Genomic DNA, 24,549 nt, shown 5'->3' with positions numbered 1-24,549 from the left:
GCGAAGGAGCGTCATCGAAAAAGGCCAGACTGCAACAGCCATCTGAATGTGCACCAGAGGTTCGTTATGAGACAATCTGCTCCGCAGGCTCTCACCTCAAAACAGCCAGGCCTTGCCGGCCTGTCGATGCAAGACGCGCACGCGCGTCTCGATCAATACGGTCCGAATCTTCTGCCCGAGCCACGCGCTCCATCTGCATTTGCAATTTTCATTCGGCAGTTTCGAAGCCCGTTAATCTATATTCTGCTGTTCGCCGCCGTCGTCTCACTGTTTGTCAGTGACGTCCAGGACGCAATTTTCATCAGCATCGTACTGCTCGTTAATGGTGTGATCGGCACTGTGCAGGAATATAGTGCAGCCCGAGCCGCTTCTGCACTTCGCAAACTTGAGCAACCGCACGCCACCGTCCTCAGAGACGGCGCAGCGCTCGAAATCGAATCCCGCGACGTCGTGCCCGGAGATATCATTATGCTTGAAGCCGGCAGTCGCATCCCGGCTGATCTTGTGCTTCTGGAAGCCACCGATCTCGAATGCGACGAATCTCTTCTGACCGGTGAGCCGCTGCCTGTGCGCAAGTCAGCGGGAACTGAACCGTTGGAAGCTGACAATCATCCTGAAGACCGGGCGTTCGCTGGCACGCTTATCACCCGTGGTCGCGGCATTGGCCGCGCGACGGCGACCGGACCCTTCACGCAAATGGGCCAGATTGCCGCGGCGATTGCCGAGCCCTCTGTTTCCCAGCCACCTCTCATGGTTCGCCTATCACGCTTTTCCACGATCATTGCATGGTCGGTCGGAATTGCGCTGATCCTCCTTGTGTGTGTCGGCCTGATACGGGGCATAGGCTGGGACGAACTGTTCTTGATGTCGGTGGGGCTTGCCGTCAGTGCCATTCCCGAAGGCCTGCCAATCGCGATTTCCATTGCTTTGGCGATCAGCATGCGGCGTCTGGCCAAGCATAATGTCATCGTTCGAAGCATGCCCGCGGTGGAGTCACTCGGCTCTTGCACGATGATCGCGACCGACAAGACGGGCACGCTGACGTTGAACGAACTCACTGTCACAGACCTCCGCTTGCCAGACGGTACGGAAGTATCGCTGAGAGCAGGTGCCAATCCAGATACTTCCACGCCGCCAGAGACGCGGGAGAAAATATCCCGGCTGATGAGGGCCGCCGCTCTTCCGAATGGGGCTGTCCTCATTCAAGAGGGCGATGAGTTGAAAGGTCTCGGTGACGCGGTCGACATCGCCTTGCTGGCAGCCGCGCAGACAATCGGTCTTTCGCCAAGGTCGCTGAAGGACGATTACCCGCTCATCAACAGAATTCCGTATGAACCGGATCGCAAATACGCGGCGTCTTTCCATCGAGAGCATGGTCATATCCGCGTCTTTGTGAAAGGGGCGCCGGAAACGCTGGTCGACATGGCCGACCGGATGGAGACTGGCGCGGCAACGGCACAAATCGACCGTGGCCTGCTCCTCGCTCAAAAGGAAGAAATGGCGGCCAGGGGTTTGAAGGTCCTCGCTTTTGCGGAGGGTGAAATCAGCACCGGGATCAATGGGCCATTCGGCCACCAGCACCTGAAAAATCTGGTAATCCTTGGCTTGATCGGAATGCAGGACCCGCTCCGGCCTGAAGTCAAACCGGCTATCCGCAGATGCATCGCAGCAGGCGTCGCAGTTGCCATGGTAACGGGTGACGATCCCAAAACGGCTGCTACCATAGCGGCGGAAGCGGGATTGACGCTCGAGCCCGAACAGATCGTCACGGGCGACGAGGTACGCAATGCCGAAGCCGTAGGACCGGACGAATTGGACAAATTGACGAGATTTGCGAAAATTTACGCCCGCGTCGCACCGGCGCAAAAACTTGCAATTGTACTCTCCATGACCCGCAACGGACACTTTGTTGCGGTCACAGGCGATGGTATTAACGATGCCCCCGCGTTAAGACATGCTCACGTGGGAGTTGCGATGGGCCGCAGGGGAACCGATGTCGCAAAGGAAAGCGCCGACATTGTCATTACCGATGACAATTTCGCTTCCATCGTCAGTGGCATAAGCGAAGGTCGGACCGCCTATGCCAATATTCGCAAGGTCATCCTTATGGTTGTTTCGACCGGAGCGGCAGAAGTGCTGCTCTTCCTACTGGCTCTGCCGCTTGGCCTGCCGATGCCGCTTTTACCCGTGCAGCTCTTGTGGCTGAATCTTGTGACAAATGGAATTCAAGACGTCGCCCTTGCCGGAGAGAAGCCGGAAGGAAACGAACTCATACACGCACCCCGGCGCCCGGGCGAGCCGATCTTCGACAGGCTCATGATCCGCCGTGTCATCCAGTCAGCCACGATTATCGGCTGTGGGGGCGTAGCCGCGTTTTATTGGCTGCTTTCTCAAGGGTATGAGGTGTCGCAGGCCCGCAATCTTCTGCTTCTTCTTTTTGTCACTTTCGAAAATGTCCAGACCTTCACCAGCCGCTCGGAGCATCGCTCCATTTTCTCTCTGTCTCCATTCGGAAATCCGCTTCTCCTCGCAAGCATCGCCGGGGCGCAGTTCCTGCACATAAGCGCAATGCACATCCCCTGGTTGAGCGGGACGTTGCAGCTTGCACCGATATCGCTGCTTGAATGGGTGCTTACCCTCGCTGCGGCGTCGTCGATCATCATTGTTACGGAAGTAGACAAGCTTTACAGCCGCCACAGAAATGGTTTCGGAAACTCAAGCCGCGCGACCTCATAAGACTGGCCTCACCAACAACGCGACTTGCGGACTTTTATAGCCATGAAGCCCGAGCGACCTTCTCAGTTCGGATGATGTTTGAACCACACGTAAGAAAACTGTCCCGGCCGCTTGTAATTATGGTTGCGCCTGATCGTAATTGTCTGGACAACCCCTGCCGGGTTGCGTTTGGTCTGCAATGTCGCAACGTGAGCCGTCGGCACCGTAATCCGCGCCTGCCTCCATATCTTGGCACCAGCACCGCCTGGCAGCAGCCTCGGGCATTTCCCGACCCCCCAGGCACTGCGATTGCCGTTGGCTTTATTTTCCCGGACGATCACTTCGCCATTATAGCTAAGGACGCGGCAACGCCGGTCGCCCTCCAGCGCGGAGAGCGCAAAGCCGGTGTGTGGCTCAACGGTCGTGCAGCTAGATGCCAGACCGAAAAGTAAACCTGCCAACAATGTGGAAAACGTATTCACCCTAACCTCCATCAGCATCGCCCGCCTTAAGATAAGAGTATTACAAGATCAGTGTCTGTCGTTGACCTTCGTCAACCGCCGTACGGGAGTGTGTGGGAGTTTCGGATCGCAAATCCTGAGTAAAAATTTCTTATTCCGACAAAAATAACCGACCTTGATATTCCTCAATGCAGCATGAAATCTGTGCGATAAGATCATCTAACGTCTCAGAGATATTATTTTCCTTCCCGATAACTTCAGAAGGGCGAGTTTTCGGGGATGTTATGGACGCCTCGCTTGCAAACCGAGCATTGGTTGAAGCTCCCGTCCATTTCGAGAATCTCATCCGCGTGGAAGGCTTCGGCGAACGGCGGAGGAGCGGCGTAAGAAAATCCGCCATGCAGCCCCTCAATCCCTTTGCCACCACCCAACCGCGAAATCGCGGCGGGCCACTGTGACTCAACCGACTATAGGAAATGACATGGAATCTGTACTTGTGTTGGGGGGTGACGGCTTTTGCGGCTGGCCAACCGCTCTATATCTCTCCGCCCGGGGATATCGCGTCGGCATCCTCGACAACCTCTCGCGCCGTCGTATCGACATGGAACTTAAGGCTGACAGTCTCACGCCGATAGCCTCCATGTCCGACCGGCTTGCGATTTGGGCACGCCTCGGACATGGCGATATGCCCTTCTTCGAACTCGACATAGCAAGGGACTATGACGGCTTGCGACGTGTGTTACGAGAATTCAAACCGACGGCGATTGTTCATTTTGCCGAACAGCGCTCGGCCCCGTACTCGATGGCCGGCAGTACACATAAAAGGTATACGGTCGACAACAACATTTCCGGTACTCACAATCTACTGGTAGCGTTGGTGGAACTGGATATGGACGCGCACATTGTCCACCTTGGCACTGTGGGCGTCTACGGCTACGACGGCTCAGAAGTTCCCATGCCGGAAGGCTACATCGATGTGGAGGTCATCGGCCCTGATGGGACTCGATACCCACGATCCATATTGTATCCCACTGAGCCGGGCTCGATCTACCACATGACGAAGTCCATGGACCAACTAATGTTCCAGTTCTTCGCCCATAATGACCGTCTTCGGATCACGGATTTACACCAGGGCATCGTTTGGGGAATTCAGACCCACGAGACGCGCCTTCATGATATGTTGATCAACCGGTTCGATTACGATGGTGACTACGGCACGGTACTCAACCGATTCCTCGTACAAGCTGTCATGAGGCACCCGTTGACCGTGCATGGAACTGGTGGGCAGACACGCGGCTTCATCAACATCAACGATACCGTCAGGTGTCTGCATCTCGCGCTCCAAAATCCCCCAAAGAAGGGAGATCGCGTAAAGATCTTCAATCAGGTCGCTGAAACGAAGCGCGTCATCGACGTCGCACAGATGGTGGCGCGTCACACCGATGCCCAGATTGCATTTGTGGACAATCCCCGCAAGGAGGCAGCAGAGAACGATCTTGCGGTTACAAACGCCGGTTTCCAAGGGCTTGGCTGGGAACCTGTCCTGCTGCATCACGAACAGCTCCGTGAGACATTGGAAATCGTAAGGCGTTTTCGGTTCCGCTACGCGCCGGAAACGGTGGCAGCCCGCTCGCTATGGACGCGCGAACAGAAGCCTGGCGTGGTGAGGAAAAAAGTGGGGAACCGACATGCGTGAAATCCTGCGCCTTGTGACCCTCGCCGTCGTGACAATTATTGTCGTGGTCGCGGCACTTTTCATCAGCGGGCGAACGCCCACGCTTCACACCGACGGGATGTCCGGACTGGTGGATGGCGAAGCGGCCCGTTATCCCGCCCGCCTTGAAGAGGGTGCGTCACATCTCAAGGTACCGATGCCATTCATGGATCGTTGGCACGGGCTTCAGGGGTTTCCTTCTCAAACCACCTTGCGTTTTCGCGTTCCCGACGACGCAACTGCCGCGCAACTTCAGCTCGAAGTGGAGAGCTGGCTTGTGGACGCCGGCAACGGCCTGCTGCGCGTGTACATCAATGACGTTCAGCGGGATTCCGTGCCGCTCGCAGCGGGCAGGCACAGACACGCCCTCACTTATAATCTTTCTCCTGCAGATTATCCGGCAGGATGGCTTGTGCTGCGTCTGGAAGATGAGGGAACCACGGGAAATGGTTCGATCTGCCCGACGAACAGTGTCAACATGGGGTCTGCAGTCGAAGTGCTTCCCGAGACTGCGCTCGTCGTAGAATTTGATAAAGCGCCCAATGATCCCAATATCATCGCGGCAGGGCTTGCGGAACCCCTGCTCATCCGCGCCGAATCCGACGCGATGCTAACTGCCTGGACATCGCAATGGCTCTCCCGTCAGGGCGTCGATGCCAAAGCTTCCGCCGAGAATGACTTCAATGTCGCTCTGAAGCCGCACAACGACGCGCATCTTTTGGCCGCCGACCCCGGCAGGCTGGATGTTTTCGGCTTACGCGGGATAACCGAACTGGCCCGTCTGCGGGGCGCGGCAACGCCGTCGACTGAAGCGCAGACGTGGCCCCTTCCAGTCTCTGCTCTGACACCGGATCTCGCTACGCACACATTTAGAGGTTCGACGCGCTGGCTTCTTGACTATAAGCTGTCTGACCTCCCCAACGGACGCGCACCGGGTGCGCTCAGTCTCAGGCTCAAGCCGGCGCAGCTTCAGCCCGGAGGCCTCTGGGCCCTGCGCGTCACTCTCAACGGAGATTTGCTTGAGGCCAGGAATTTTGACGGCGACATCGAGATGATGGATGCATTGATCGCTCTGCCGGTCGCTCGCCAAAAATCCCGGAATCTCATCACAATCACACTGGTAGACCAGACACCGAACCGATCCATTTGTCGCGCAGGGCCGGAGGCTGCCGCACAATTGGTGGCATCAAGCTTTTTGCTGCCCTCCTCGGGACCCGTAACAGACGAGCAGACCTTGATTGAGATGCTCGCGGCCGAAAAAACGGTCACCCTGAACGCGAGCGGCGAACCGGGCCCCGGCACGCTCTCGGAAATAGCCGGCATGCTGGAACTGCTCTTACCGCTGTCAGTCAAACCTGCGCAGCCGCAAGATACACCCCGCCTGTCCATTTCCGCTTTCGATTTTAACCAGACGCCATCGCAACAGGTCGCCGGCACGACGAAAGAGGGCTTTGTCGTCTTCAAGAATCCACGCTCCACTTCCGGAGACTTGAGCGTCATGCGGCTCGGCGCACAAAGCGACGCAAAGCCCGGCAGGGGGTTGATTGTCACGTGGTGAACGAGGCCAAAATCAACTCCTTGCGGCGCATTTTGTGGGCGTCGGAATATCGCTCAGCAGATTCGAGCCCTGCCCTCTACGCCCACACGCTGCCCGTCCATTGCGCGCCCCAGGCTATCGGTCTTTGTACCTTGTCCTCAGTTCTTCTTTTTGCGCTCTTCGCTCAATCGCGCCACCTGCGCGAGGTGTTTCCGCAGGGCGACATTCTCTTTTCGAATTATGCTGGAAACTACAGCATCCCATTGCGTGTGTTTTTTATCGGCTTCTTCACCGGCTTCGCGTCCGCGATAGATGCGCCGTGGAGGGCCAGACTGAGGTTCGGATTGCACCTCATTTTTTCCTTCGTGCTATTCTGCGCGGTGTTCGATTTGTGTCATTCCCTCATTGGCTTTCTCGCGCCCGTGCAGGCGTCTCATTTTGTGGCCCAACTCGCGACAGCTCTTGCGGGCTTTTTGCTGTTTTCCTTGTTTCTATTGGAAAATGCAGATCTCCCGCCATTGGCGGATGCGCCCGTCAGCAACAGGTATGAAATCTCGTCAGTCATCATCGTGCTGTCGGTACTACTTCTATCAGGAGCTGTCTCACTGGCGGTTGCAAACGCGGACCTGACGATCATCGAGAAGATGCGTAGCCTCGCACTTCTGGGCGGTGTCAACATTGGCATATTCCTGCTCGTGCCACTCGCCTTCTTCATCCTCAACATTATTGCTGCCGTGCAGGCTTTATTCTCCCCAACGCCTGCCGATAATCCAGACGTGACGTTGATCATTCCGGCTTTTAATGAAGCGCATCTGATCGAAGCCCTTGTCGCCAACACAGCGGAAGCTGCTGCAGAATATAGCGGTGGTGTAAATGTCATTTTAGTAGACAACAACTCTACAGACGAAACAGCGGCCCTGGCGACCGCCTCTTTTGAGAAAACCAACGGCATTCGATGGAAAGTCCTGAGCGAACCCCGCCAAGGCAAAGCCTTCGCTCTCAATCGAGCTCTTGCCATGGTGGAAACAGACTATTTTGCGCGTCTGGATGCCGATACCCTCGTCTCGGCCGACACACTCCAAAGAACATTCTCATTACTTTGCAAAAAAAACACAGGCGTGGTGGGGGCGCTCGCTCTGCCTCCTGGCGGCGGCCTATTTGATGGCTCCCGAGAAATCGAGGTCCTGTTGAAGATGGGTTACGATCAAGTCGCACTCGGCGCCATCGACGCAGTTTTCGGAATTCCGGGAATGTTTGCTTGCTATTTGACCAAGGCAGCGCGCGATGTTGGAGGCTTCGCCACGGGAATCAACGGAGAGGACACCGATATCGCCCTTCGGATCGGCGAATCCGGCTATCATCTCGTTGTTGACCCCGAAGCAACCTACATATCCGAGGTTCCGAGAACCTTCCGCCACCTGCGTGAGCAGCGGCATCGGTGGTTCAGATCCGTGTTCCATGTGGCAGCCCGCAACCGCAATTGCCTCTTCCCTCGCCGACCAAGTTCGAGGGGGTGGCTTGTATTGCCGTATATGTTAATCAACTCGGCGCGCCGAGCAATGGCATTACCACTTTTGCTTTTCGCGTCTCTTTATCTCGCCTTTCTACCTCATGAGCGGGAAAGTACGATCACGGCCGCCGCGGTCATCGCACTGTTGCTGGGTGCTCCTTTTCTAAACGCGATCGTCGCCATCATCGTGAACCACAGGCTTAAAGCGGCAGCCTTCTTGGGGCCGTATATTTTCTTCAGAATGCTGCGGTCCTATTTCACCCTCGAGGCGCTTCTCTCATTAAATTTCAATACTTATGCGGAACGACAGGGTCCGCGGTCGGCAGATCATATCCAGAATTAACATTGATCAATTTTCTCTCCCACAGGTAGAAAAATTGAGGTATTACTATTTATACTTGATAGTGGTGCTTTTTTCTCATCTATTGGGACAGCGAGTTAAAACCGACTTACACCGATCAGGCTGGCAGTGGTCACCTGGTTGCAGGGCGGCCTGCTTTATTTTTTTTCGAGGTCTGGTCGGAGAGAGATAACGCATTGATCGACAAGAGCCCGATCATCAGGACGCAAGCCATGGCCTTGAAAAACGAGTACTCCGCTAAACTTCTAGTCGTAGACGACGATCCTGATATTCGTCACATCTTGAAGGAATTTTTTCAGGACGAGGGATACGAAGTTTGGACCGCCGCTGACAGCCTTCAAATGCGAAATATGCTCACAGGGAACCAGTTTGATGCCATACTGCTTGATCTGACCTTTCCGGGGAAGGATGACGGCATCGATCTCGTCAGGGAAATCCGGAACAAGTCGAACGTACCAATTCTCATTATCTCGGGAAGAGGTGACCTGACGAATAAGATCGTCGCCCTTGAAGTCGGTGCGGATGACTACATTACCAAGCCGTTCGACTTGCAGGAAATATATTCCCGTGTAAGGGCAGTCCTGCGACGAACAAAGACGGCAGCAGAAGAAAGCGGCAGTCATGTCTATCGCTTTCACAATCTCCAGCTCGATCCGGATACGAGAACCCTCCTCAAAAATACAGAGGCGGTCCCTTTAACGACGGGCGAATTCAACATGTTGATGGCGCTCGTTTCCCACTCCGGTCGCGTTTTGAGCCGCGACTTTTTGATGGTCGAAACCAGGTCGCGACGTTTCGAAGGAATGGATAGAAGCATTGACGCGCAGATCATGCGGCTACGGCGAAAGATCGAGAACGACATCCACAATCCCCAGATCGTCAAATCCGTGCACGGAATTGGATACTCACTCGGTGTTCCCGTCAGAAAGACAAGAAAGACGGGTGAATGACAGCTCGAAATTTCATTCAGGATCATAGGCTGCGAGACGAGCGAGCAGTGCCGGCTTTTTAATGACGATCGTTTTTCGTCCGCGGCAGTTCTCCAATTTTAACGCTCCGCTCGAGATCAGTTTGGTGAAGGTTCGCGAAACAGTCTCGATAGTCATGCCTAGATGATCGGCTATGTCCCTGCGGCACATCGGCAACTCGAGACACACGTCGTTTTGGACAGACAAATGGTTGCGAATGACAAAGTCGATTAAGAAAGAACAAAGTCGCTCTTGCGCGGTCTTGCATGCGAGCAGCAACATATGGTCGAGGCTTGAGGTGATCTCACAGCTTCTCCATTGCGCAACCTGCGATCGAAGTTGAGGGTTTTCCTCACTATACCTTTCGATTGCCGTTCGCCCCACCCTGCTGATGCGCGTTGGGCTCGCCGCCTCGACCATACAAGGCCCGATTCTGTCAGGAGAGATATCAAGAACTTCTCCTTGGTAGGAAAAACGGGTCACCGTCCGACGCCCGTCTGCCAATAAAATAACGCATCTCAACGCACCATTCAGGACGAGCACCGACTGATTGCTTTCAGGACCGCTGGGCAGAAGGGGCTGTTCGTATCGCAAGTGTTCGACGGGTCTGTTTGCAAAGAGACGCAGAAGCAGGGGTGCAGTTCCAGGAACTGTCCCCGTAAAAGCGGTGTCATGACCATTGGCGTTAAACGTTTCATTCATCTCGAGCTCCTCCATACAAACTGCTAAATTAACCTAGGCGTGTAATTTTTGGATGCCCATGCAGTAACAGCGCGTGACAAAGAATGACGCGCCCGCCACGAAAGACGCGAGTTATGAAGGCGCACGATTGCCGATGCAGGCTATTTGAATTTGCCGGTCGGTCAGGACGCTTTTTCCGAGGAATCCGCCGTGCATTGACTCTGGTCATCGCGAATAACACCGAGACCGCTATGCTGGAGCACGAATGTAGACCTTAAGCTCGTGTTGTTCGCGAGCGTCATGCGTCCACTAACTGGACGAGCATCGATCGCGACCTGGGAGTTAGTCGTATGTCGTACCTGCATTCGATTTTCGCCCAGTCCCCGGAGATCGCACTCTTTCTTTCCCTTGCGTGCGGTTACTGGCTAGGCAAAGTTTACTTCGGTAAATTTCAACTGGGCGGTGTCGCTGGCTCCCTGCTCGTCGCGGTGCTTATCAGTCAAGCCGGGGTAGCCATCGACAACGGCATCAAATCCGTGTTGTTTGCATTGTTCATTTACGCGGTGGGTTTCGAAAGCGGCCCGCAATTTTTCCGTTCGCTTGGGCGCCATTCGCTGAAAGAAATTGCAATGGCGGCTGTGCTGGCAGCGTCTGGCCTAGCAACCGTCATTGTCCTGGCCCGTCTCACCGGTTTGGACAAAGGCCTTGCCGCCGGTATCGCCGCGGGCGCGCTGACGCAATCAGCCATTATCGGAACCGCGAGCGCCGCAATCGCGAAGCTCCAGCTCGCACCCGCCGAAATTCAAACGCTGCAGGCCAATGTCGCGGTCGGCTATGCCGTCACATATATTTTTGGTTCGTTGGGCGCCATCATCGTCTGCGTTAATGTTCTGCCCTGGTTTACGGGACGCAGCATACGGGACGATGCTATGAAGGCAGAGGCCGTTCTGCTGGCGGGCAGCCGGATTTATGGCGTGGGTGAACAACCAGCCGCACCCGATCTCGTGGGGCGGCTCTATCGCGTGAATGCTCTCGCGGGAAAGACCGTCAGCGAAATCGAGAGGCTCGTTCCCGGCCTGACGGTTGAACGCCTTAAACGTGGCGGTTCGATTATTGGCCTTAACCCGAACGAGATCCTCCAGCTGGACGACGTCATCCTCGTCGTCGGACGACGCGCTGCGATCGTAGGCGCCGTCCCATCCCTTGGCACGGAAATAGAGACATCTGATGGGATGGACCTCGTCATGGTAAAACGGGACGCTGCCATTACCAACGGCGAAATCATTGGCCACGGCGTCAAAGACATAGCAGACCGTACGACGAATGGTGTCCGTCATGGCGTTTATGTTCTCGGATTAAACCGCACAGGAAAGCCGCTCCCGCTCGAACCGGACACCGTCATAAAGGCCGGCGACGTGGTGACGTTGTACGGTACCGCCGACGATGTTCAGCGCGCCGCAAAGATCGTCGGCCCCTTCATCTTGCCCAGTGACAAAACCGACTTTGTTTACCACGGAGCCGGCATCGTCGCGGGGTTGCTTCTGGGTCTCCTGGTCGTTCGCATTGGCTCTGTGCCGCTCACCCTTGGCAGCGGTGGTGGCGCTCTTTTGGCGGGATTGGCTTTCGGATGGTATCGCACCCGCAGACTGACGATCGGCAACATGCCCACCGGAGCGTCAACGCTGCTCAGAGACCTCGGTCTGGCGGGTTTTGTCGCCGTCGTCGGCCTTCAATCAGGACAACAAGCGGTCAGCACTATCGTCGACAGCGGGCTCACACTGTTTTTCGTGGGTGTACTCGTAACAACCGTGCCGCTTCTCATCACCATGATCTTTGGCCGTTACGTGCTGCGCTATGACAACACCGCAGTATTTGCGGGCGCTTTGTCGGGATCGCGAAGCGCCAATCCGGCATTTGGTGAAGTTCTTGAGAAGGCTGGCAATTCGGTCCCCACCACATCCTTCGCCATAACCTACGCTCTGGCGAATGTTTTTCTCACTTTGCTCGGCCCGCTCGTGGTCGCTTTGGCTTGAAGGAGAAGTCCATGATATCCGATTACAGCCAGTATTCGAAGCTCAGCCCTTTCGAGCTAAAGGACGAATTGATCAGGCTCGCATCAGGCAAAACAAACCGCATCATGCTCAATGCGGGGCGTGGAAATCCCAATTTTCTGGCAACTTTGCCGCGACGGGCCTTTTTCCAACTGGGCCTGTTTGCTGTCTCAGAAGCTGAGCTTTCCTACTCCTACATGCCCTATGGCGTTGGTGGTCTCCCCAGAATCGAGGGGATCGAGTCGCGTTTCGAGCGTTACACTTCGGAACACCGGGAACAGCCAGGCGTACTATTTTTGGCGCGCTCGCTCAGTTACGTTCGTGATCAGCTAGGACTATCTGATTCCGCATTCCTTCATGAAATGGTCGAAGGCGTATTGGGGTGCAACTATCCCGTCCCGCCCCGCATGTTATCCGTCAGCGAACAGATTGTCCGTCAGTACATCGTCAAGGAAATGATCGGCGGCGATTTGTCCTCGGACGAGATAGACCTTTTCGCGGTGGAAGGCGGAACGGCAGCAATGGCCTACATCTTCGATACATTGAAGAAAAATAACTTGATTGCACAAGGCGACAAAGTCGCAATCGGCATACCGGTATTCACACCCTATATCGAGATACCCAAGCTTTCAGAATATGGGCTTGATCTCATTGAGATCGAAGCTGATCCCTTGGCTGGCTGGCAATATCCGGACCACGAGCTGGAGAAGTTACGGGATCCTGCCATCAAAGTTGTCTTTTGCGTCAATCCGAGCAATCCTCCATCGGTTAAAATAGATGATCGAAGCCTCAACAAGATCGCTGAAATCGTGGCCGAGCGGCCGGACCTGTTCATTCTGACAGATGATGTCTATGGCACCTTCGCAGAAGATTTCCGGTCCCTGTTTGCAATCTGCCCCCGTAACACAATACTGGTTTATTCGTTCTCCAAATATTTTGGCGCCACTGGATGGCGGCTTGGCGTCATCGCAACACACAAGCAAAACTGTTTCGACGAACGCATAGCGGCGCTACCTGAGGACATCACCGATGCTCTCAGTCGCCGATACGGGACGCTATTGCCGGACGTGAAGAACCTCAAGTTCATTGATCGCCTGGTTGCAGACAGTCGTGCTGTTGCCCTGAACCACACTGCTGGCCTATCGACCCCACAGCAGGTACAGATGGTCCTGTTCTCCTTATTCTGCCTCATGGATGACAGCGACGGTTACAAAGCCGAATTGAAGAAGCTCATCCATCGCAGGGAGGCGGCGCTCTTCCGGGAGCTCGGTGTACCGCCACACGCCGATTCTCTGTCGGTCGACTATTATACACTGCTCGATCTGGAGGATATCGCGTCTAAACTCCATGGCGAAGATTTTGCAGCCTGGGTGAGAGAGCGATACGTCGCTATGGATCTGCTATTTCGCATTGCGGATGAGACCGGCATCGTGCTGCTCCCCGGAAGTGGATTCGGGACTCGACAACCAGCAGGCCGGGTCAGTTTAGCAAATCTGAACGAATATCAATATTCTATCATAGGGAAGGCTCTCAGAAGCATGGCGGATCAAGAATATCATCTGTATCTAAAAGAGAGGAATTTGAATTCGCGCGACAATGATCAAGTAGGGTTCGGACCTGAAGGCAAGGATTAAATCCGCTCTTGCTCTCAGCACAGATCAGAGCACCCGTGGCAAAACGAGCCTGAATGAAGGCTCCGTCGCATGGGCGATCGACATCGCCAAGAGTTCCGGCGCATTTATAGCGCCCTGGCAAAGCGTTCCAGTTTACCCAGCGTTTGTGACCCAGCTCCACGGCACCGAACCCTTCACCTGCTGGAACCCGGCGTCCGCGCTGAACACCATGCACAGCATATCGCGGGAATGAAACGCCGGGGCAAAGGATCCGATCTCCTGATTATCGCTCGCTTCGATCAGGCGAGAGCGGAGAACCACAACGAAATCGAATCCTATTGCCGGTGGGTCGTCATCATGGTCATCGCCGCACGCGATGACGTCGACCACGCTCTCGGATAGCCTGGCAGCACTTGCAGGATATAATGAGGGCTTTTCTCGTCACCAGTTCGTCGCTTCATGCTCAAAACACCCAGCTTTGAAGTTAAGCTTGGAAGCCTTCACGCCATCTCAACGTGTGAGGGTTCCATTCCCTGTGCGACGAGCGGCGCGGGAGACTTCGAATGCGGGTGGGAAGCGTTAAGGCGCCGAGCCACGATATCATGGTTGAGCCACAGGACGGGACCGGAGGGTTCGGACGATTCGCCGAAAATTAGCTGCCCGGTTGCCTTCACAACGAGACCGCTCAGGAGGTCGCTGATCATTACCTTGCCATCCCGATGCATCTGGGTGATCTCGTTTGACGTGCCAATGGTCAGATCGGCCTGCGCCTGGCTGTTTGCCATGGGCCAGGCCGAAAAATCATAGAACGGACGCATGACCTCGCTGGCCTGCATGTCGGTGATCTTCCGGAAAACATCGTTCATGGTAAAACCGTCTGCCAGAAGCCGCTGGCAGGCTTGCCACTGTTCGTCCGCCCACGGACCACCGTTTTCTTTCTTCAACGCAAGCAGCAGCGGTATCAGGGGCAGCTCGATACCCGTGAACACATCGGATGAATTGGTCCGGATTTCGGGGCAGTTATAGACAGTTGCCTTTACCCCTGTCGCCCAGGCTTGCTCTGCAATGCCTTCGAGCCGCATCTTCGCGTAACCCTGGGTGTAATTGGTGTAGGTCTGCCAACGATAGCTTCCGTCAATGAGGACTGCCGATCCGTGGTAACCATAGGCCGTATATCGTACCTGACCACCCGAAGCTTCCACGCGCTCGCGGATCGCCGCGCTGAAATCAATGAGATAGCGAAAGGTGTTTGCGGAGACATCCTCAAAATTCTGTAGAATGAGTTTTCCCATGTCACTGTCGAGCAAGGTCTGCGATGACATGTGGCGAGCGCCAGTTCCCTTGTAGATTCGATTGGCGACGACCAGGAATACCTTCGCCTTCGGAATGCCCCCGGCCATTGTGTGGGCGAAGAAAACATTGCGGCCATCGTCGATCATTCCATCAAGAACGGCCATGACCTTTGAAAGCGACTCCGTAAAACGCGCCGTGGCGATGTCGCGGCATTGCCCGACATAGTCCCAGTCGAGCTTGTCGTGTTCCCAGCTCTCAAGCGTCATCTTTGCCAGGAGATCTGTGGGAGTTGGGCCGCCTGCCGGCGCGTCGAGATCGAACCCCGCCATAAGAGGTATATTGATAATCCTGCCGCCCAACTGGGCCTCCGCCGAAGAAAGTTCCTCGGCGTTAAGCGGCCGCAACGCGTTACTCCCGTCGCGACGCCCCACGGTAACCCCCACGATCTCCATTTCAGCCCGTCTGGCTTCGTCCAGCAAGCCGGTAGCGTATCCGCGACCGAACAGCTCGCCGAAGAGTACGAAAACATCGCCTTTACGGAAGACGGTGTTTTCGGAGAGACGATTCAGTGCAAACGGATTTTCCATGCCGTCAACTCTTTGATTCGTGTGCAGTCGAACACTGCTCATACAAGCTTTCCCGAATACATGACCGCGATGGCACAAAATGGGAACTCATTTTCGGTGACCGTTCATTTCAAAACGTGAAATCGGCCTGCACCCGCACCCGGCTTTCGACCCTCGCCTTCAATTCCAGCGGTATTCTCCCGCGAGAAATTGGAAGCTATTGCGTCTCGAGTTTTGAGGCGGGCTGTCGGATTACGCGACAGTTTATCTAAGGTCTACGCCACAACCGCTGACCTGAACCCCGATATAATGACGGCGGAGGAGCCGCCCTGGGCAGAAGAATACTCGACCGCACTCCAAAGAACGATATCACGCCATGCTGGACGCGCCAGCGCATAACTTAAATCGAACTGTCTCCCGATCCCATTCAAAATGATCTCCGGTTCGCTGCGAAACTCGCAAGCCGAAAAAGCCGCCTCTTGCCTCGACTAATCTCTGGATCGCCTCCACTCGTCGCTCACCAAGGCGCGATAGCCGTTGGCGTGACAATTTCATGGCATTGCGCTATCTCAGATGGTCTGCGCGCATACACTGGCCTTATTTAAATTACGGTCGCGCTTTGTCCGCCAACGAAAAGATTTGGGGGAATGCTATGATTGAGCTCGATCAGATGAAACTGCATTCTGTCATGCATTAACGGCTCATGCCCTCTGGAGGATAAAACCATGACAATGAGAATTCTCGGTGAAGCGGTTCTCGCCTTGGTGCTCTCCACCGCAATCGCCGTCGCCCAGCAGGCCTCTGATACGGTGGCCCCCGAGAAAGCAACTGACGTTACGACAGCCAAACGTGTCGAGGAAAAAGGCTTCATGGTCGCAGCGGCCAATCCGCTGGCGGCAGAGGCGGGGCGCGACGTGATCGCCGCAGGCGGCAACGCCATAGATGCGATGGTGGCGGTGCAGACCGTGCTGGGCCTCGTTGAGCCGCAGAGTTCCGGGCTCGGCGGGGGCGCCTTCCTCGTCTATTACAATGCAAAAACCGGCAAGCTGACGACTTTGGACGGCCGCGAGACCGCGCCGAGCGATGCCACACCCAAACTCTTTCTGGATGGAGCCGGTCAGCCGCTTAAATTTATGGAAGCCGTGGTAGGCGGCCGCTCCGTTGGTACCCCCGGAACGGTGCGACTTCTCGAGGAAGCCCACACACGCTATGGACAGGCAGAGTGGGCAAGCCTGCTGAAGCCGGCGGAAAGGCTGGCGACCGAGGGCTTCAAAGTGTCGCCGCGCCTTGCGTCACTGATCGCCTCGGAGGGCGACCGGTTGAAGAAATATCCAGAGGTGCGGTCTTATTTCTTTGACACCTCCGGCGCGGCCCTGCAAACCGGTGCCCTGTTGAAAAACCCTGCCTATGCCGAGACGCTTTCGGCCCTCGCCAAAGGCGGCGCAGACGCCTTCTACAAGGGGAGAATTGCCGAGGAGATCGTCAAGACTGTGCGCGAGGCCACCGACAATCCCGGCGTGCTGTCGCTTTCCGATCTTTCCAACTATCGCGTCATCGAGCGCGACCCGGTCTGCTTTCTCTATCGTGGCCTTGATGTTTGCGGCATGGCGCCGCCATCGTCAGGCGCCGTCGCCATCGGCCAGATGCTCGGCCTGGTGGAGAATTTCGATCTCAAGTCCCTGGGGCCGAAAAACGTCGAAAGCTGGCGAATTATCGGCGACGCGCAACGTCTCGCCTTCGCCGACCGCGAGCGTTACGTCGCTGATACCGGTTTCGTGCCGCTTCCGGTCAAGGGCCTGCTGGACAAGTCGTATCTGGGCGAAAGGGCAAAGCTGCTCGACGGCGACAAGGCACTGCCCAAGGAAGCCGTTAAGGCCGGCCAGCCGGAGTGGGACCACGCGCAGCTTTTCGGCCGGGATGCAGCGCTCGAATTGCCCTCCACCAGCCATTTTGTCATTGTCGACAGGCAGGGCAATGTGGTCTCGATGACGACGACGATCGAAAACGGCTTCGGCTCGCGTCTGATGACGAACGGCTTCCTGCTCAATAACGAGTTGACCGACTTTTCCTTCAAAACCCATGATGGCGGCCTGCCGATCGCCAACCGCGTAGAACCCGGCAAACGGCCGCGCTCCTCCATGGCCCCGACCATCGTGATGAAGGACGGCAAGCCACTGCTCGCCATCGGTTCGCCGGGCGGCAGCCAGATCATCGGCTATGTGGCACAGGCGCTGATCGCGTATGTCGACTGGGGCATGCCGGTCGAAGCGATCGTCGCCCAGCCGCACCTGATCAACCGGTTCGGCACCTACGACATCGAGGCAGGCACCAGCGCGGAAGAACTGGCCGGGCCGCTGAAGGCACTGGGTTACGAGGTGAAACCGGGTGAGATGAATTCCGGTTTGCATGCGATCGAGATAAATGCCCAGGGTTTGGCGGGCAGCGCCGATCCACGACGCGAGGGGGCGGTTATAGGGGGAGGAATGTGAAGTGCGGCTCCAGGGCTTTGACGCTGACGGCGGCAATCCATGCAACTGCCAATTTCGGACCGCATAAACTGGCAACCGAAAGATCGCTCTCTGCGCATTAAGGAACCTTGGCACCGATATGCCAAGGATCGAAGCCGTTCTGGCAGCACGGGCCGAAGCCCTTGGCGTTGAGACGGCGCGGATTTGCACTGGAGAATTTGAGAATTCCGCTGAGGACATCAGCGTGCAAGCAGGCGGCAGGTTGTTTCGAGGGCGCTGGCTTGCGGGTGCGGACGCAGCGCGCAGCGTGGTGCGCAAAGCGGCGGGCATTGCCATTGCCGGCACGAGCCCGAATTTACCGGCTATTCCCTTCGTGGAGCTGGCTCCGGAGCGCGCCCATCACCCGCGCGCATGTCGAGGCGGTGCTGCTCAGGGTCTCGGGAACAGGTGTTTCGGCGGCTACGCTGGTGCCTGCCACGACGTGGACCGACCGTGCCTTCATGGCGCACGTGCTCCCAATGTGGCTGAGCGCGCGCGGCATCTCAGAGTCGCAGACGTCTTAAAGCCAGTCCAGAGCCTTTGCTGCACGAATGGCTTCTGAGCGCCGCTTGCAATCAAGCTTGCGGAAAAGGTTCCCCAGGTGAAACTTTACCGTCACTTCCGAGATGTTCAACGTCTGGGCAATCTTCTTGTTCGACATGCCGCCGGCAAGCAGCTGAAGCATCTGCGCTTCCCGCTGGGAAAGCCCGCCATGCATGGCGCGTGCCTGCGGGGAGTTTACCGAGTCGGCAAATATCGACAGCGCGGTACGGACATCGGAAGAGGTCTCGATGAAACTCCTGATGCGACGATTGTTCAAAAGCGGAGACAGGAAGATGCGCTCCTCTGACAATACACCTCTGCAACCAAGGCGGGTCGCCGATTCTAGAGCTGTGAGAATATGCGCGCGGGCGGCAGCATTGTCGCGGCGCTGGTGGGCGGCGTAGCCCTGCCAGATCCTGAGTGCCACTTTTTCCCGGTTGGTCACTTTGGGATTGGCGATCATCGCATCAATCTGGCGAGAGAGATAAGCACGCGGCGTGAAAAGATGCACGGCGTCGCGCAGCCAAGCCATGACGTAAGCGATTTCGTCGCGGCGCGTCAGTCTTGACAGGTCCTCATGCGCACTTTCTACCCAGTTGCGGCCCATCGGCATACGGATTGCCGAAAGAGTGGCGGCAGCATCCGCCCAGCGATTGGCATTCTGGTAGGCGATAGCGGTTCTGATCTCCATCATCGCATGGAACTGGAGCCCTTCCGAGAGGTGGATCCAGAGACCGTCCAGAAAACCCGCACGAACGGTCATCGGGAAATGGTCGATCAGCACCTGCGAGGCGTAAAACATCGCAAACTGCATCAAGCTTGGCCAGATTTCAGCGGCGGCGAAGTGATCGAATTCGTGCTCAACGAAATGCAGCAAATCGCGCGGCTTCCCCGCTTCATAGGCGAGACAGGCTTCTGCAAGCCGCAACATCCGGAATTCCTGGGCGGCATCGTGTGGCACCTGTTCCAGCCTTGCGCGCGCTTCTTGCGCGGCTCGGCGCGCCAGGAGCACGTCACCGCTCATCAGCCGCAGCACGATCTGATGCAGATGAATGAAGAATTCGAGCAAAGGCTGGCCGCCCATCTTGCGCAGATAGATGAGCGCGCGGGCGGCAGCCGCCTCCGCCTCGCGAAAATTGCGGCGGCGGATTTCGAATTCAAGCAACGCATTGTAGTATGAAGCCCACTTGCCGTGATCGTCCAATGGATAATCAGCCATGAACTCGCCGAGACGCGCTATCATCGCGTCGTTTGGCGTCAAGTCCTCGGCGATCATCAGGTTCAGCCGGAAGGTTCGGGCGGCAAAAGAGAATCGCGAGTCCCGCGCAAGCACCTTCAGCGGATCGAGATAATCCGATCCAAGGCTTTTGCCGACGAGATGCCGCACGCGCTGCAACTCGCCCTGTTTCAGCAGGGCGCGGGTCACCGCAAAAAGGACGGTTTCATTCGTCGCAATCATCTCCTGTGAAAACCGCATGATGGTCTCGCGAAACCTGTCGATGCTGCTTCGGTAGATGAGTTCACGACCGTGAGCGCGTTCAAGGATTTGTGCGGCGTGGGTCTCATAACCCCGGTCGAGCAACATCGCCATCGCCGCTAGCGAATGCCCTGCCCTTTCAAAAGCGGACGCGACCTCCACCACCGCGTTGCCGGCCTGCAAAATCGCGAGGCGTTCCCGTGCGGCCAAGGTCAAAAGTCGGATGAGCGTTGGATGTTGCTCTGGATGTCCGGTGAGGAAAGGTGGGAGCAGGTCCCTCCACTCCGCCTTGGGTTCCGCAGACGGTTTTTCGAGCCAGAAGCAGAGCTCGGCCGTCTGGCCAGGAGAAAGATGCGACAGATAGTTTTCCCGCAGATACTCTGCACACAGGCTGTCATCCGGCTGCCGCGCCAACGCCAGGAAGGCCGGCCATCCCGCAAAATCCTCAAGGGCGATGCGTCGCTGTTCAAACGGAAGGCTTTTGGCTTCATCGTTCCCCAGTGCCAGTTCATCCGGCCCAACGGTGAGCGAACCGCGATGCAGGATCTGTCGCGCCAGCCCGCTGATCCGTTGATCCGGCCGGCACGCAATGATCAAAACCCGCACCGATCCCAGAATACTCGCAGGCATACGCACGGCCCGCGCAACGACCGGCACATCCCATAGAAGGCAGCCATCGGCCACCTCATCGCTTCGCGGCTGGTGCGTGCAGCATATGGTGGCACCCAGTTCCTTCGCGATCATCTCCAGCAGCACGCTTTTCCCCGCTCCCGCTGGCGCACGCAGAAAAACGACACCGGCGGCTTGGCGGGCGATGCGACGGCAAAGGCGGGTTCGAGGTAACAGCGTCATTCGCAAGGAATAGGAGATTTAATCACTAAAACCTATACCAATGTTTCAAAAAACTATACCTTTTGGAGATTGTTGAAATGCGTTGACGATGAAAACTTGTGCTCAGCCAACCGATGCACAAGGAACGTTCCACGGATGCAGCAACACCCGCTGATCGCGATTTTGAACAGGCTCGGCACCTTCGCGCTGGTCATGATTGCGCTGTCCATCATGATTTTCGTGCTCGCCCGCGTGGTGCCCGGAGATCCGGCCCGCATGGCGCTGGGGCCGGCGGCAACGCAGGAGCAGGTGGATGCGCTGCGCGGGCAGATGGGCCTCGATAAGCCGCTCGCCGTTCAATATCTCGACTACATCGGCAAGGCGCTACACGGTGATCTTGGTTTTTCGCTGGTGTCGCAGCGTCCGGTTACGACCGATCTCGCGCAGACCGTTCCCGCCACCGTCGAACTGGTGCTGGTCTCGGTCATCTTCATGTTCCTCGTCGCCATCCCGCTCGGCGTCATCACGGCGCATTACCGCGACCGGCCGCTGGATCATATCGGCCGCATCCTGTCGCTCACCGGGGTCACGATCCCAAGCTTCCTGTTCGCCATCACGCTGCAATTGCTGGCAGCGCGCTTTCTCTCCGGCTGGCCGATCATCGGCAGGCTGGATCATTCACTCGGCTGGCAGGGCGGCCCGACGGGTTTCATCCTGATCGACGGCGTGCTTGCCGGACGTTTCGACGTCGTGCTCGATGCGTTGAAACATCTCGCGCTGCCGGCCTTTGCGCTCTCCATGGCCGGCATCGGCCAGATCACCCGCATCACGCGCTCCTCGATGATCGAGAACCAGCGCAAGGACCATGTGCTGACCCTGCAAAGCTTCGGCGTGCCGGAGCGAGTGATCATCTTCCGTTACCTGCTGAAGCTTTCTTCCATCGCGCCGCTGACGATCATGGGTCTCGAATTCGCGTCGCTGATCGGCAATGCCTTCGTGATCGAGATGGTCTTCGCCTGGGGCGGTTTCGCATCCTACGGGCTCAACGCCATCCTTCAGAAAGACCTCAACGCCGTGACCGCCGTGGTGCTGGTGGCCGGCCTGTTCTTCATCGTTGCGAACCTGATCGTGGATGTTCTGATCTCGATCATCGACCCGCGCCTGCGCCGTAAGGAGGCTCGCTGATGGCCGATATGAAAATGCTCGAACCCACCGATCGGGGCTTAAGCGCCGGTTACATGATGTGGTATCGCTTCAGCCGAAATCCGGCGGCGGTCATCGGTTCGCTGATCCTTCTGTCGGTGCTGGTACTGGCAGTCTTTGCGCCCTGGCTTACACCCTATCCGAAACATATCGGCGCGGTTGTCGATTTCCGCGCCCGCCACATGCCGCCGGATCTCGAACACTGGTTCGGCACCGACAAGGCGGGACGCGATATCTTTTCCCGCACCATCTTCGGGCTCCGCGTTTCTCTGCTTCTCGTCATCGGCGTGCTCGGCATTTCCGTTCCGGTCGGAACTGTGCTTGGCCTGATCGCCGGATATTTCGGCGGCTGGACCGAAAAACTCATCAGCGGCCTGACGAATGTGATGCTGGCCATGCCGCCGCTGGTCATGGCACTCGCAGTGTCCAACCTCCTGGAACCGACGCTGACGAACGCCATGATCGCGATCACGCTGCTATGGTGGACCTGGCATGCGCGGCTGATCTATTCGGTGTCGAAGTCTATCGCCTCGGAAGACTATATCGAAGCGGCACGTCTTGCCGGTGCAGGCCCGTTGCACATCCTCTTCCGCGAAATCCTGCCCAATTGTGTTTCGGTCATTTCGGTCAAGACGACGCTCGATGCCGCCTTCGTCATCCTGTTCGGCGCGACGTTGAGCTTCCTGGGTTTCGGCGTCAAGCCGCCGACGCCTGACCTTGGATCGATGGTCGCCGACGGGCGCCAGTTCATGCCGGATTTCTGGTGGGAAGTGCTCTGCCCCGGCGCGGCCGTGCTTTACGTGACGCTGGGTTTTAATCTGCTGGGCGACGGCCTGCGCGACATGTTCGACGTGGAAAGCTAAGACCATGACTGAACCGCTTCTCAAGGTCGAAAATCTCAACGTCACCTTCACCAATTATGGCCGTACCCGGCAGGTGCTGCGCGATGTCGCCTTCACGGTTGCCGCCGGCGAACGCGTAGCATTGATCGGCGAAACCGGGTCCGGCAAGTCAGTCACCGCGAAGGCTATCATCGGTACCCTGCCGAAAAACGCCGCGATCACCTCAGGTGCCATCGTCATCGATGGCCGGGACGTGCTGTCCATGCCACGCAGGGAGCGTGAGGCCCTGAAGGGGACCGCGTTTTCGCTGATCATGCAGGACCCGCTCTCCTCCTTCAATCCGGTCTTCAAGATCGGCACGCATCTCGATGATGTCATGCGTTTTGCCGACAAGCGCGATGGAATCAATTCCTCCAAGGCCGAGCGTCGCAACCGCATTGCTGCCGTTCTGCGCCGGGTGCAGCTTGCCGACACCGAGCGAGTGATGAACGCCTATCCCTCCGAGCTGTCGGGCGGCATGCGTCAGCGCGTGCTGATTGGGCTCGCCCTGCTACACCAGCCGAAGCTCCTCATCGCGGACGAGCCGGGGACGGCGCTAGACGTGACGACGCAGGACGAAATCCTCAATCTCATCAACCAGCTGGTCGCCGAAGAAAACATGGCGCTTTTGATGATAACCCACAATCTCGGCGTCGTGCGCAAGGTGGCGGACCGGGTCGTGGTCATGCATCATGGCGATATCGTCGAGACCGGACCCTGCACGCAAATCCTCCATAGCCCCGCCGAGGATTACACGCGCTCGCTTCTGGATGCCGTGCCGCCGCTTTATGGCCCGCGCGTCACCGATCTGGTGCAGAGCACGCGGCAGCCGATCATCACCATTGAAGGGCTGAACAAGATTTATGGCCGCCGCAATGGCTACCATGCCGTGCGGGATGTGAACCTGACGCTGAAGCAGGGCGAGGTTTTTGGCCTTGCGGGCGAATCCGGTTCTGGCAAGACCTCGGTCGCGCGCATGATCATGGGCCTTTCGCACCCGACCTCCGGCAATCTTGTCATCGACGCCCCCGCGCCTGCGCGCGGCAAGCGACTGACGCAGATCGTCTATCAAAACCCGGGCACTTCGCTTAATCCGAAACGCACGGTGAAACAGACGCTTGCCCTGCCGCTGAAATCCATCGGCATGGATGGGCAGGCGCGTGAAAACCGCATGCAGGAACTCATGGGGCTGGTGCGGCTGCCGCAATCCTACCTCGGCAAATATCCGCACGAGCTGTCCGGTGGTCAGAAGCAGCGTGTGGCGATTGCCCGGGCGTTGGCGGCCGAGCCGAAAATTCTCATCCTTGATGAGCCGACGGCCGCACTCGATGTCTCCGTGCAGAAGACGGTTATCGACCTTTTGCTGCAGCTGCGCGAGGAGCTTGGCCTGACCTATCTCATGATCTCGCACGACCTGTCGCTGATGCGCAATTTCTGTTCGCGCATCGCCATCATGCTGCGGGGCGAGATCGTCGAAGAGGGCGTGACGTCGGCGGTCTTCGCAGAACCGGCCCATCCTTATACCCGCGCCCTGATCGCGGCCATCCCCGTCGTCACCGACGAGGAAGAACATCTCAAACCCACGGTGACCGAGGAGGAGCGCATGCGCTTCCTCGTTAAATCGACCGATTTATGAA

The 24,549-nt window shown here is 57.1% G+C and carries 15 protein-coding genes and 1 pseudogene; 12 read left to right on the top strand and 4 right to left on the bottom strand.

Features of this window, described 5'->3' with window-relative positions:
- The first annotated feature begins 66 nt into the window (after positions 1–66).
- On the top strand, positions 67–2,736 hold the full coding sequence (locus FS804_RS20845) for an HAD-IC family P-type ATPase (RefSeq protein ID WP_144578763.1): 2,670 nt from the start codon (positions 67–69) through the stop codon (positions 2,734–2,736).
- Between the two features lie 62 nt (positions 2,737–2,798).
- On the opposite strand, the gene FS804_RS20840 is transcribed toward FS804_RS20845, so the two are convergent.
- Positions 2,799–3,197: a hypothetical protein gene (locus tag FS804_RS20840; RefSeq protein ID WP_144578762.1), complete on the bottom strand. Its 399-nt coding sequence runs from the start codon at positions 3,195–3,197 to the stop codon at positions 2,799–2,801.
- A gap of 460 nt (positions 3,198–3,657) precedes the next feature.
- Between FS804_RS20840 and FS804_RS20835 the strand changes: the two genes are divergently transcribed.
- The 4 genes from FS804_RS20835 to FS804_RS20820 all read left to right on the top strand — a co-directional run bounded on the left by FS804_RS20835 (position 3,658) and on the right by FS804_RS20820 (position 9,248).
- Positions 3,658–4,872 carry an NAD-dependent epimerase/dehydratase family protein gene (locus FS804_RS20835; protein WP_144578761.1) on the top strand — a complete coding sequence of 405 codons (1,215 nt, stop codon included), beginning with the start codon at positions 3,658–3,660 and terminating at the stop codon, positions 4,870–4,872.
- Positions 4,865–6,448 carry a hypothetical protein gene (locus tag FS804_RS20830; protein ID WP_144578760.1) on the top strand — a complete coding sequence of 528 codons (1,584 nt, stop codon included), beginning with the start codon at positions 4,865–4,867 and terminating at the stop codon, positions 6,446–6,448. Before FS804_RS20835 ends, FS804_RS20830 begins: the two co-directional genes overlap by 8 nt.
- Entirely contained in the window at positions 6,442–8,280 is a 1,839-nt protein-coding gene (locus FS804_RS20825) for a glycosyltransferase family 2 protein (protein WP_144578759.1), read from the top strand. Before FS804_RS20830 ends, FS804_RS20825 begins: the two co-directional genes overlap by 7 nt.
- 230 nt (positions 8,281–8,510) lie before the next feature.
- Positions 8,511–9,248, top strand: a complete 738-nt coding sequence (locus FS804_RS20820) for a response regulator (RefSeq protein ID WP_144578793.1) — start codon at positions 8,511–8,513, stop codon at positions 9,246–9,248.
- 12 nt (positions 9,249–9,260) lie between these two features.
- On the opposite strand, the gene FS804_RS20815 is transcribed toward FS804_RS20820, so the two are convergent.
- Positions 9,261–9,968 carry a helix-turn-helix domain-containing protein gene (locus FS804_RS20815; protein WP_186376939.1) on the bottom strand — a complete coding sequence of 236 codons (708 nt, stop codon included), beginning with the start codon at positions 9,966–9,968 and terminating at the stop codon, positions 9,261–9,263.
- Between the two features lie 329 nt (positions 9,969–10,297).
- Between FS804_RS20815 and aspT the strand changes: the two genes are divergently transcribed.
- The 3 genes and pseudogenes from aspT to FS804_RS25225 form a co-directional block, all read left to right on the top strand.
- Positions 10,298–11,980, top strand: coding sequence for an aspartate-alanine antiporter (aspT, locus tag FS804_RS20810; RefSeq protein WP_144578757.1), 1,683 nt, complete (start codon positions 10,298–10,300; stop codon positions 11,978–11,980).
- An 11-nt stretch (positions 11,981–11,991) separates the two neighbouring features.
- Positions 11,992–13,632 (top strand): bifunctional aspartate transaminase/aspartate 4-decarboxylase, encoded by a 1,641-nt coding sequence (locus FS804_RS20805; protein WP_144578756.1) that lies wholly within the window; start codon positions 11,992–11,994, stop codon positions 13,630–13,632.
- 243 nt (positions 13,633–13,875) lie between these two features.
- Positions 13,876–14,013, top strand: a pseudogene (locus tag FS804_RS25225) (TetR family transcriptional regulator); the annotation flags it as partial.
- Between the two features lie 98 nt (positions 14,014–14,111).
- Here the strand turns inward: FS804_RS25225 and FS804_RS20795 are convergent.
- Entirely contained in the window at positions 14,112–15,491 is a 1,380-nt protein-coding gene (locus FS804_RS20795; RefSeq protein WP_144578792.1) for a hypothetical protein, read from the bottom strand.
- A gap of 704 nt (positions 15,492–16,195) precedes the next feature.
- On the opposite strand from FS804_RS20795, the gene ggt reads away from it, so the two are divergent.
- On the top strand, positions 16,196–17,959 hold the full coding sequence (ggt, locus tag FS804_RS20790) for a gamma-glutamyltransferase (RefSeq protein ID WP_144578755.1): 1,764 nt from the start codon (positions 16,196–16,198) through the stop codon (positions 17,957–17,959).
- 538 nt (positions 17,960–18,497) lie between these two features.
- Here the strand turns inward: ggt and FS804_RS20780 are convergent.
- Complete coding sequence (locus tag FS804_RS20780; RefSeq protein ID WP_186376937.1) at positions 18,498–20,849, bottom strand: LuxR C-terminal-related transcriptional regulator; 2,352 nt, start codon at positions 20,847–20,849, stop codon at positions 18,498–18,500.
- Between the two features lie 135 nt (positions 20,850–20,984).
- Between FS804_RS20780 and FS804_RS20775 the strand changes: the two genes are divergently transcribed.
- Genes FS804_RS20775 through nikE form a run of 3 tightly spaced genes read left to right on the top strand, consistent with a single transcriptional unit; the run spans position 20,985 to position 24,548 of the window.
- Complete coding sequence (locus FS804_RS20775; RefSeq protein ID WP_144578754.1) at positions 20,985–22,013, top strand: ABC transporter permease; 1,029 nt, start codon at positions 20,985–20,987, stop codon at positions 22,011–22,013.
- Positions 22,013–22,894 (top strand): ABC transporter permease, encoded by an 882-nt coding sequence (locus FS804_RS20770; protein ID WP_006698626.1) that lies wholly within the window; start codon positions 22,013–22,015, stop codon positions 22,892–22,894. Before FS804_RS20775 ends, FS804_RS20770 begins: the two co-directional genes overlap by 1 nt.
- A gap of 4 nt (positions 22,895–22,898) precedes the next feature.
- Positions 22,899–24,548, top strand: coding sequence for an ABC transporter ATP-binding protein (gene nikE, locus FS804_RS20765; protein ID WP_144578753.1), 1,650 nt, complete (start codon positions 22,899–22,901; stop codon positions 24,546–24,548).
- Position 24,549: the final 1 nt, after the last annotated feature.

This window comes from Agrobacterium sp. DE0009 (assembly GCF_007680755.1).
GTDB lineage: Bacteria > Pseudomonadota > Alphaproteobacteria > Rhizobiales > Rhizobiaceae > Agrobacterium > Agrobacterium tumefaciens_B.
Note: the sequence above shows the minus strand (reverse complement) of the source record. Positions and strands in the feature narration are given on the sequence as shown.

Bases quoted from the DNA above. Each gene is read 5' to 3' on its own strand.
- FS804_RS20795 (WP_144578792.1), bottom strand. From the start codon at position 15,491: ATGGAAAATCCGTTTGCACTGAATCGTCTCTCCGAAAACACCGTCTTC.
- aspT (WP_144578757.1), top strand. From the start codon at position 10,298: ATGTCGTACCTGCATTCGATTTTCGCCCAGTCCCCGGAGATCGCACTC.
- FS804_RS20835 (WP_144578761.1), top strand. From the start codon at position 3,658: ATGGAATCTGTACTTGTGTTGGGGGGTGACGGCTTTTGCGGCTGGCCA.
- FS804_RS20845 (WP_144578763.1), top strand. From the start codon at position 67: ATGAGACAATCTGCTCCGCAGGCTCTCACCTCAAAACAGCCAGGCCTT.
- nikE (WP_144578753.1), top strand. From the start codon at position 22,899: ATGACTGAACCGCTTCTCAAGGTCGAAAATCTCAACGTCACCTTCACC.
- FS804_RS20775 (WP_144578754.1), top strand. From the start codon at position 20,985: ATGCAGCAACACCCGCTGATCGCGATTTTGAACAGGCTCGGCACCTTC.
- FS804_RS20815 (WP_186376939.1), bottom strand. From the start codon at position 9,968: ATGAATGAAACGTTTAACGCCAATGGTCATGACACCGCTTTTACGGGG.
- FS804_RS20820 (WP_144578793.1), top strand. From the start codon at position 8,511: ATGGCCTTGAAAAACGAGTACTCCGCTAAACTTCTAGTCGTAGACGAC.
- FS804_RS20780 (WP_186376937.1), bottom strand. From the start codon at position 20,849: ATGACGCTGTTACCTCGAACCCGCCTTTGCCGTCGCATCGCCCGCCAA.
- FS804_RS20830 (WP_144578760.1), top strand. From the start codon at position 4,865: ATGCGTGAAATCCTGCGCCTTGTGACCCTCGCCGTCGTGACAATTATT.
- ggt (WP_144578755.1), top strand. From the start codon at position 16,196: ATGACAATGAGAATTCTCGGTGAAGCGGTTCTCGCCTTGGTGCTCTCC.
- FS804_RS20805 (WP_144578756.1), top strand. From the start codon at position 11,992: ATGATATCCGATTACAGCCAGTATTCGAAGCTCAGCCCTTTCGAGCTA.
- FS804_RS20770 (WP_006698626.1), top strand. From the start codon at position 22,013: ATGGCCGATATGAAAATGCTCGAACCCACCGATCGGGGCTTAAGCGCC.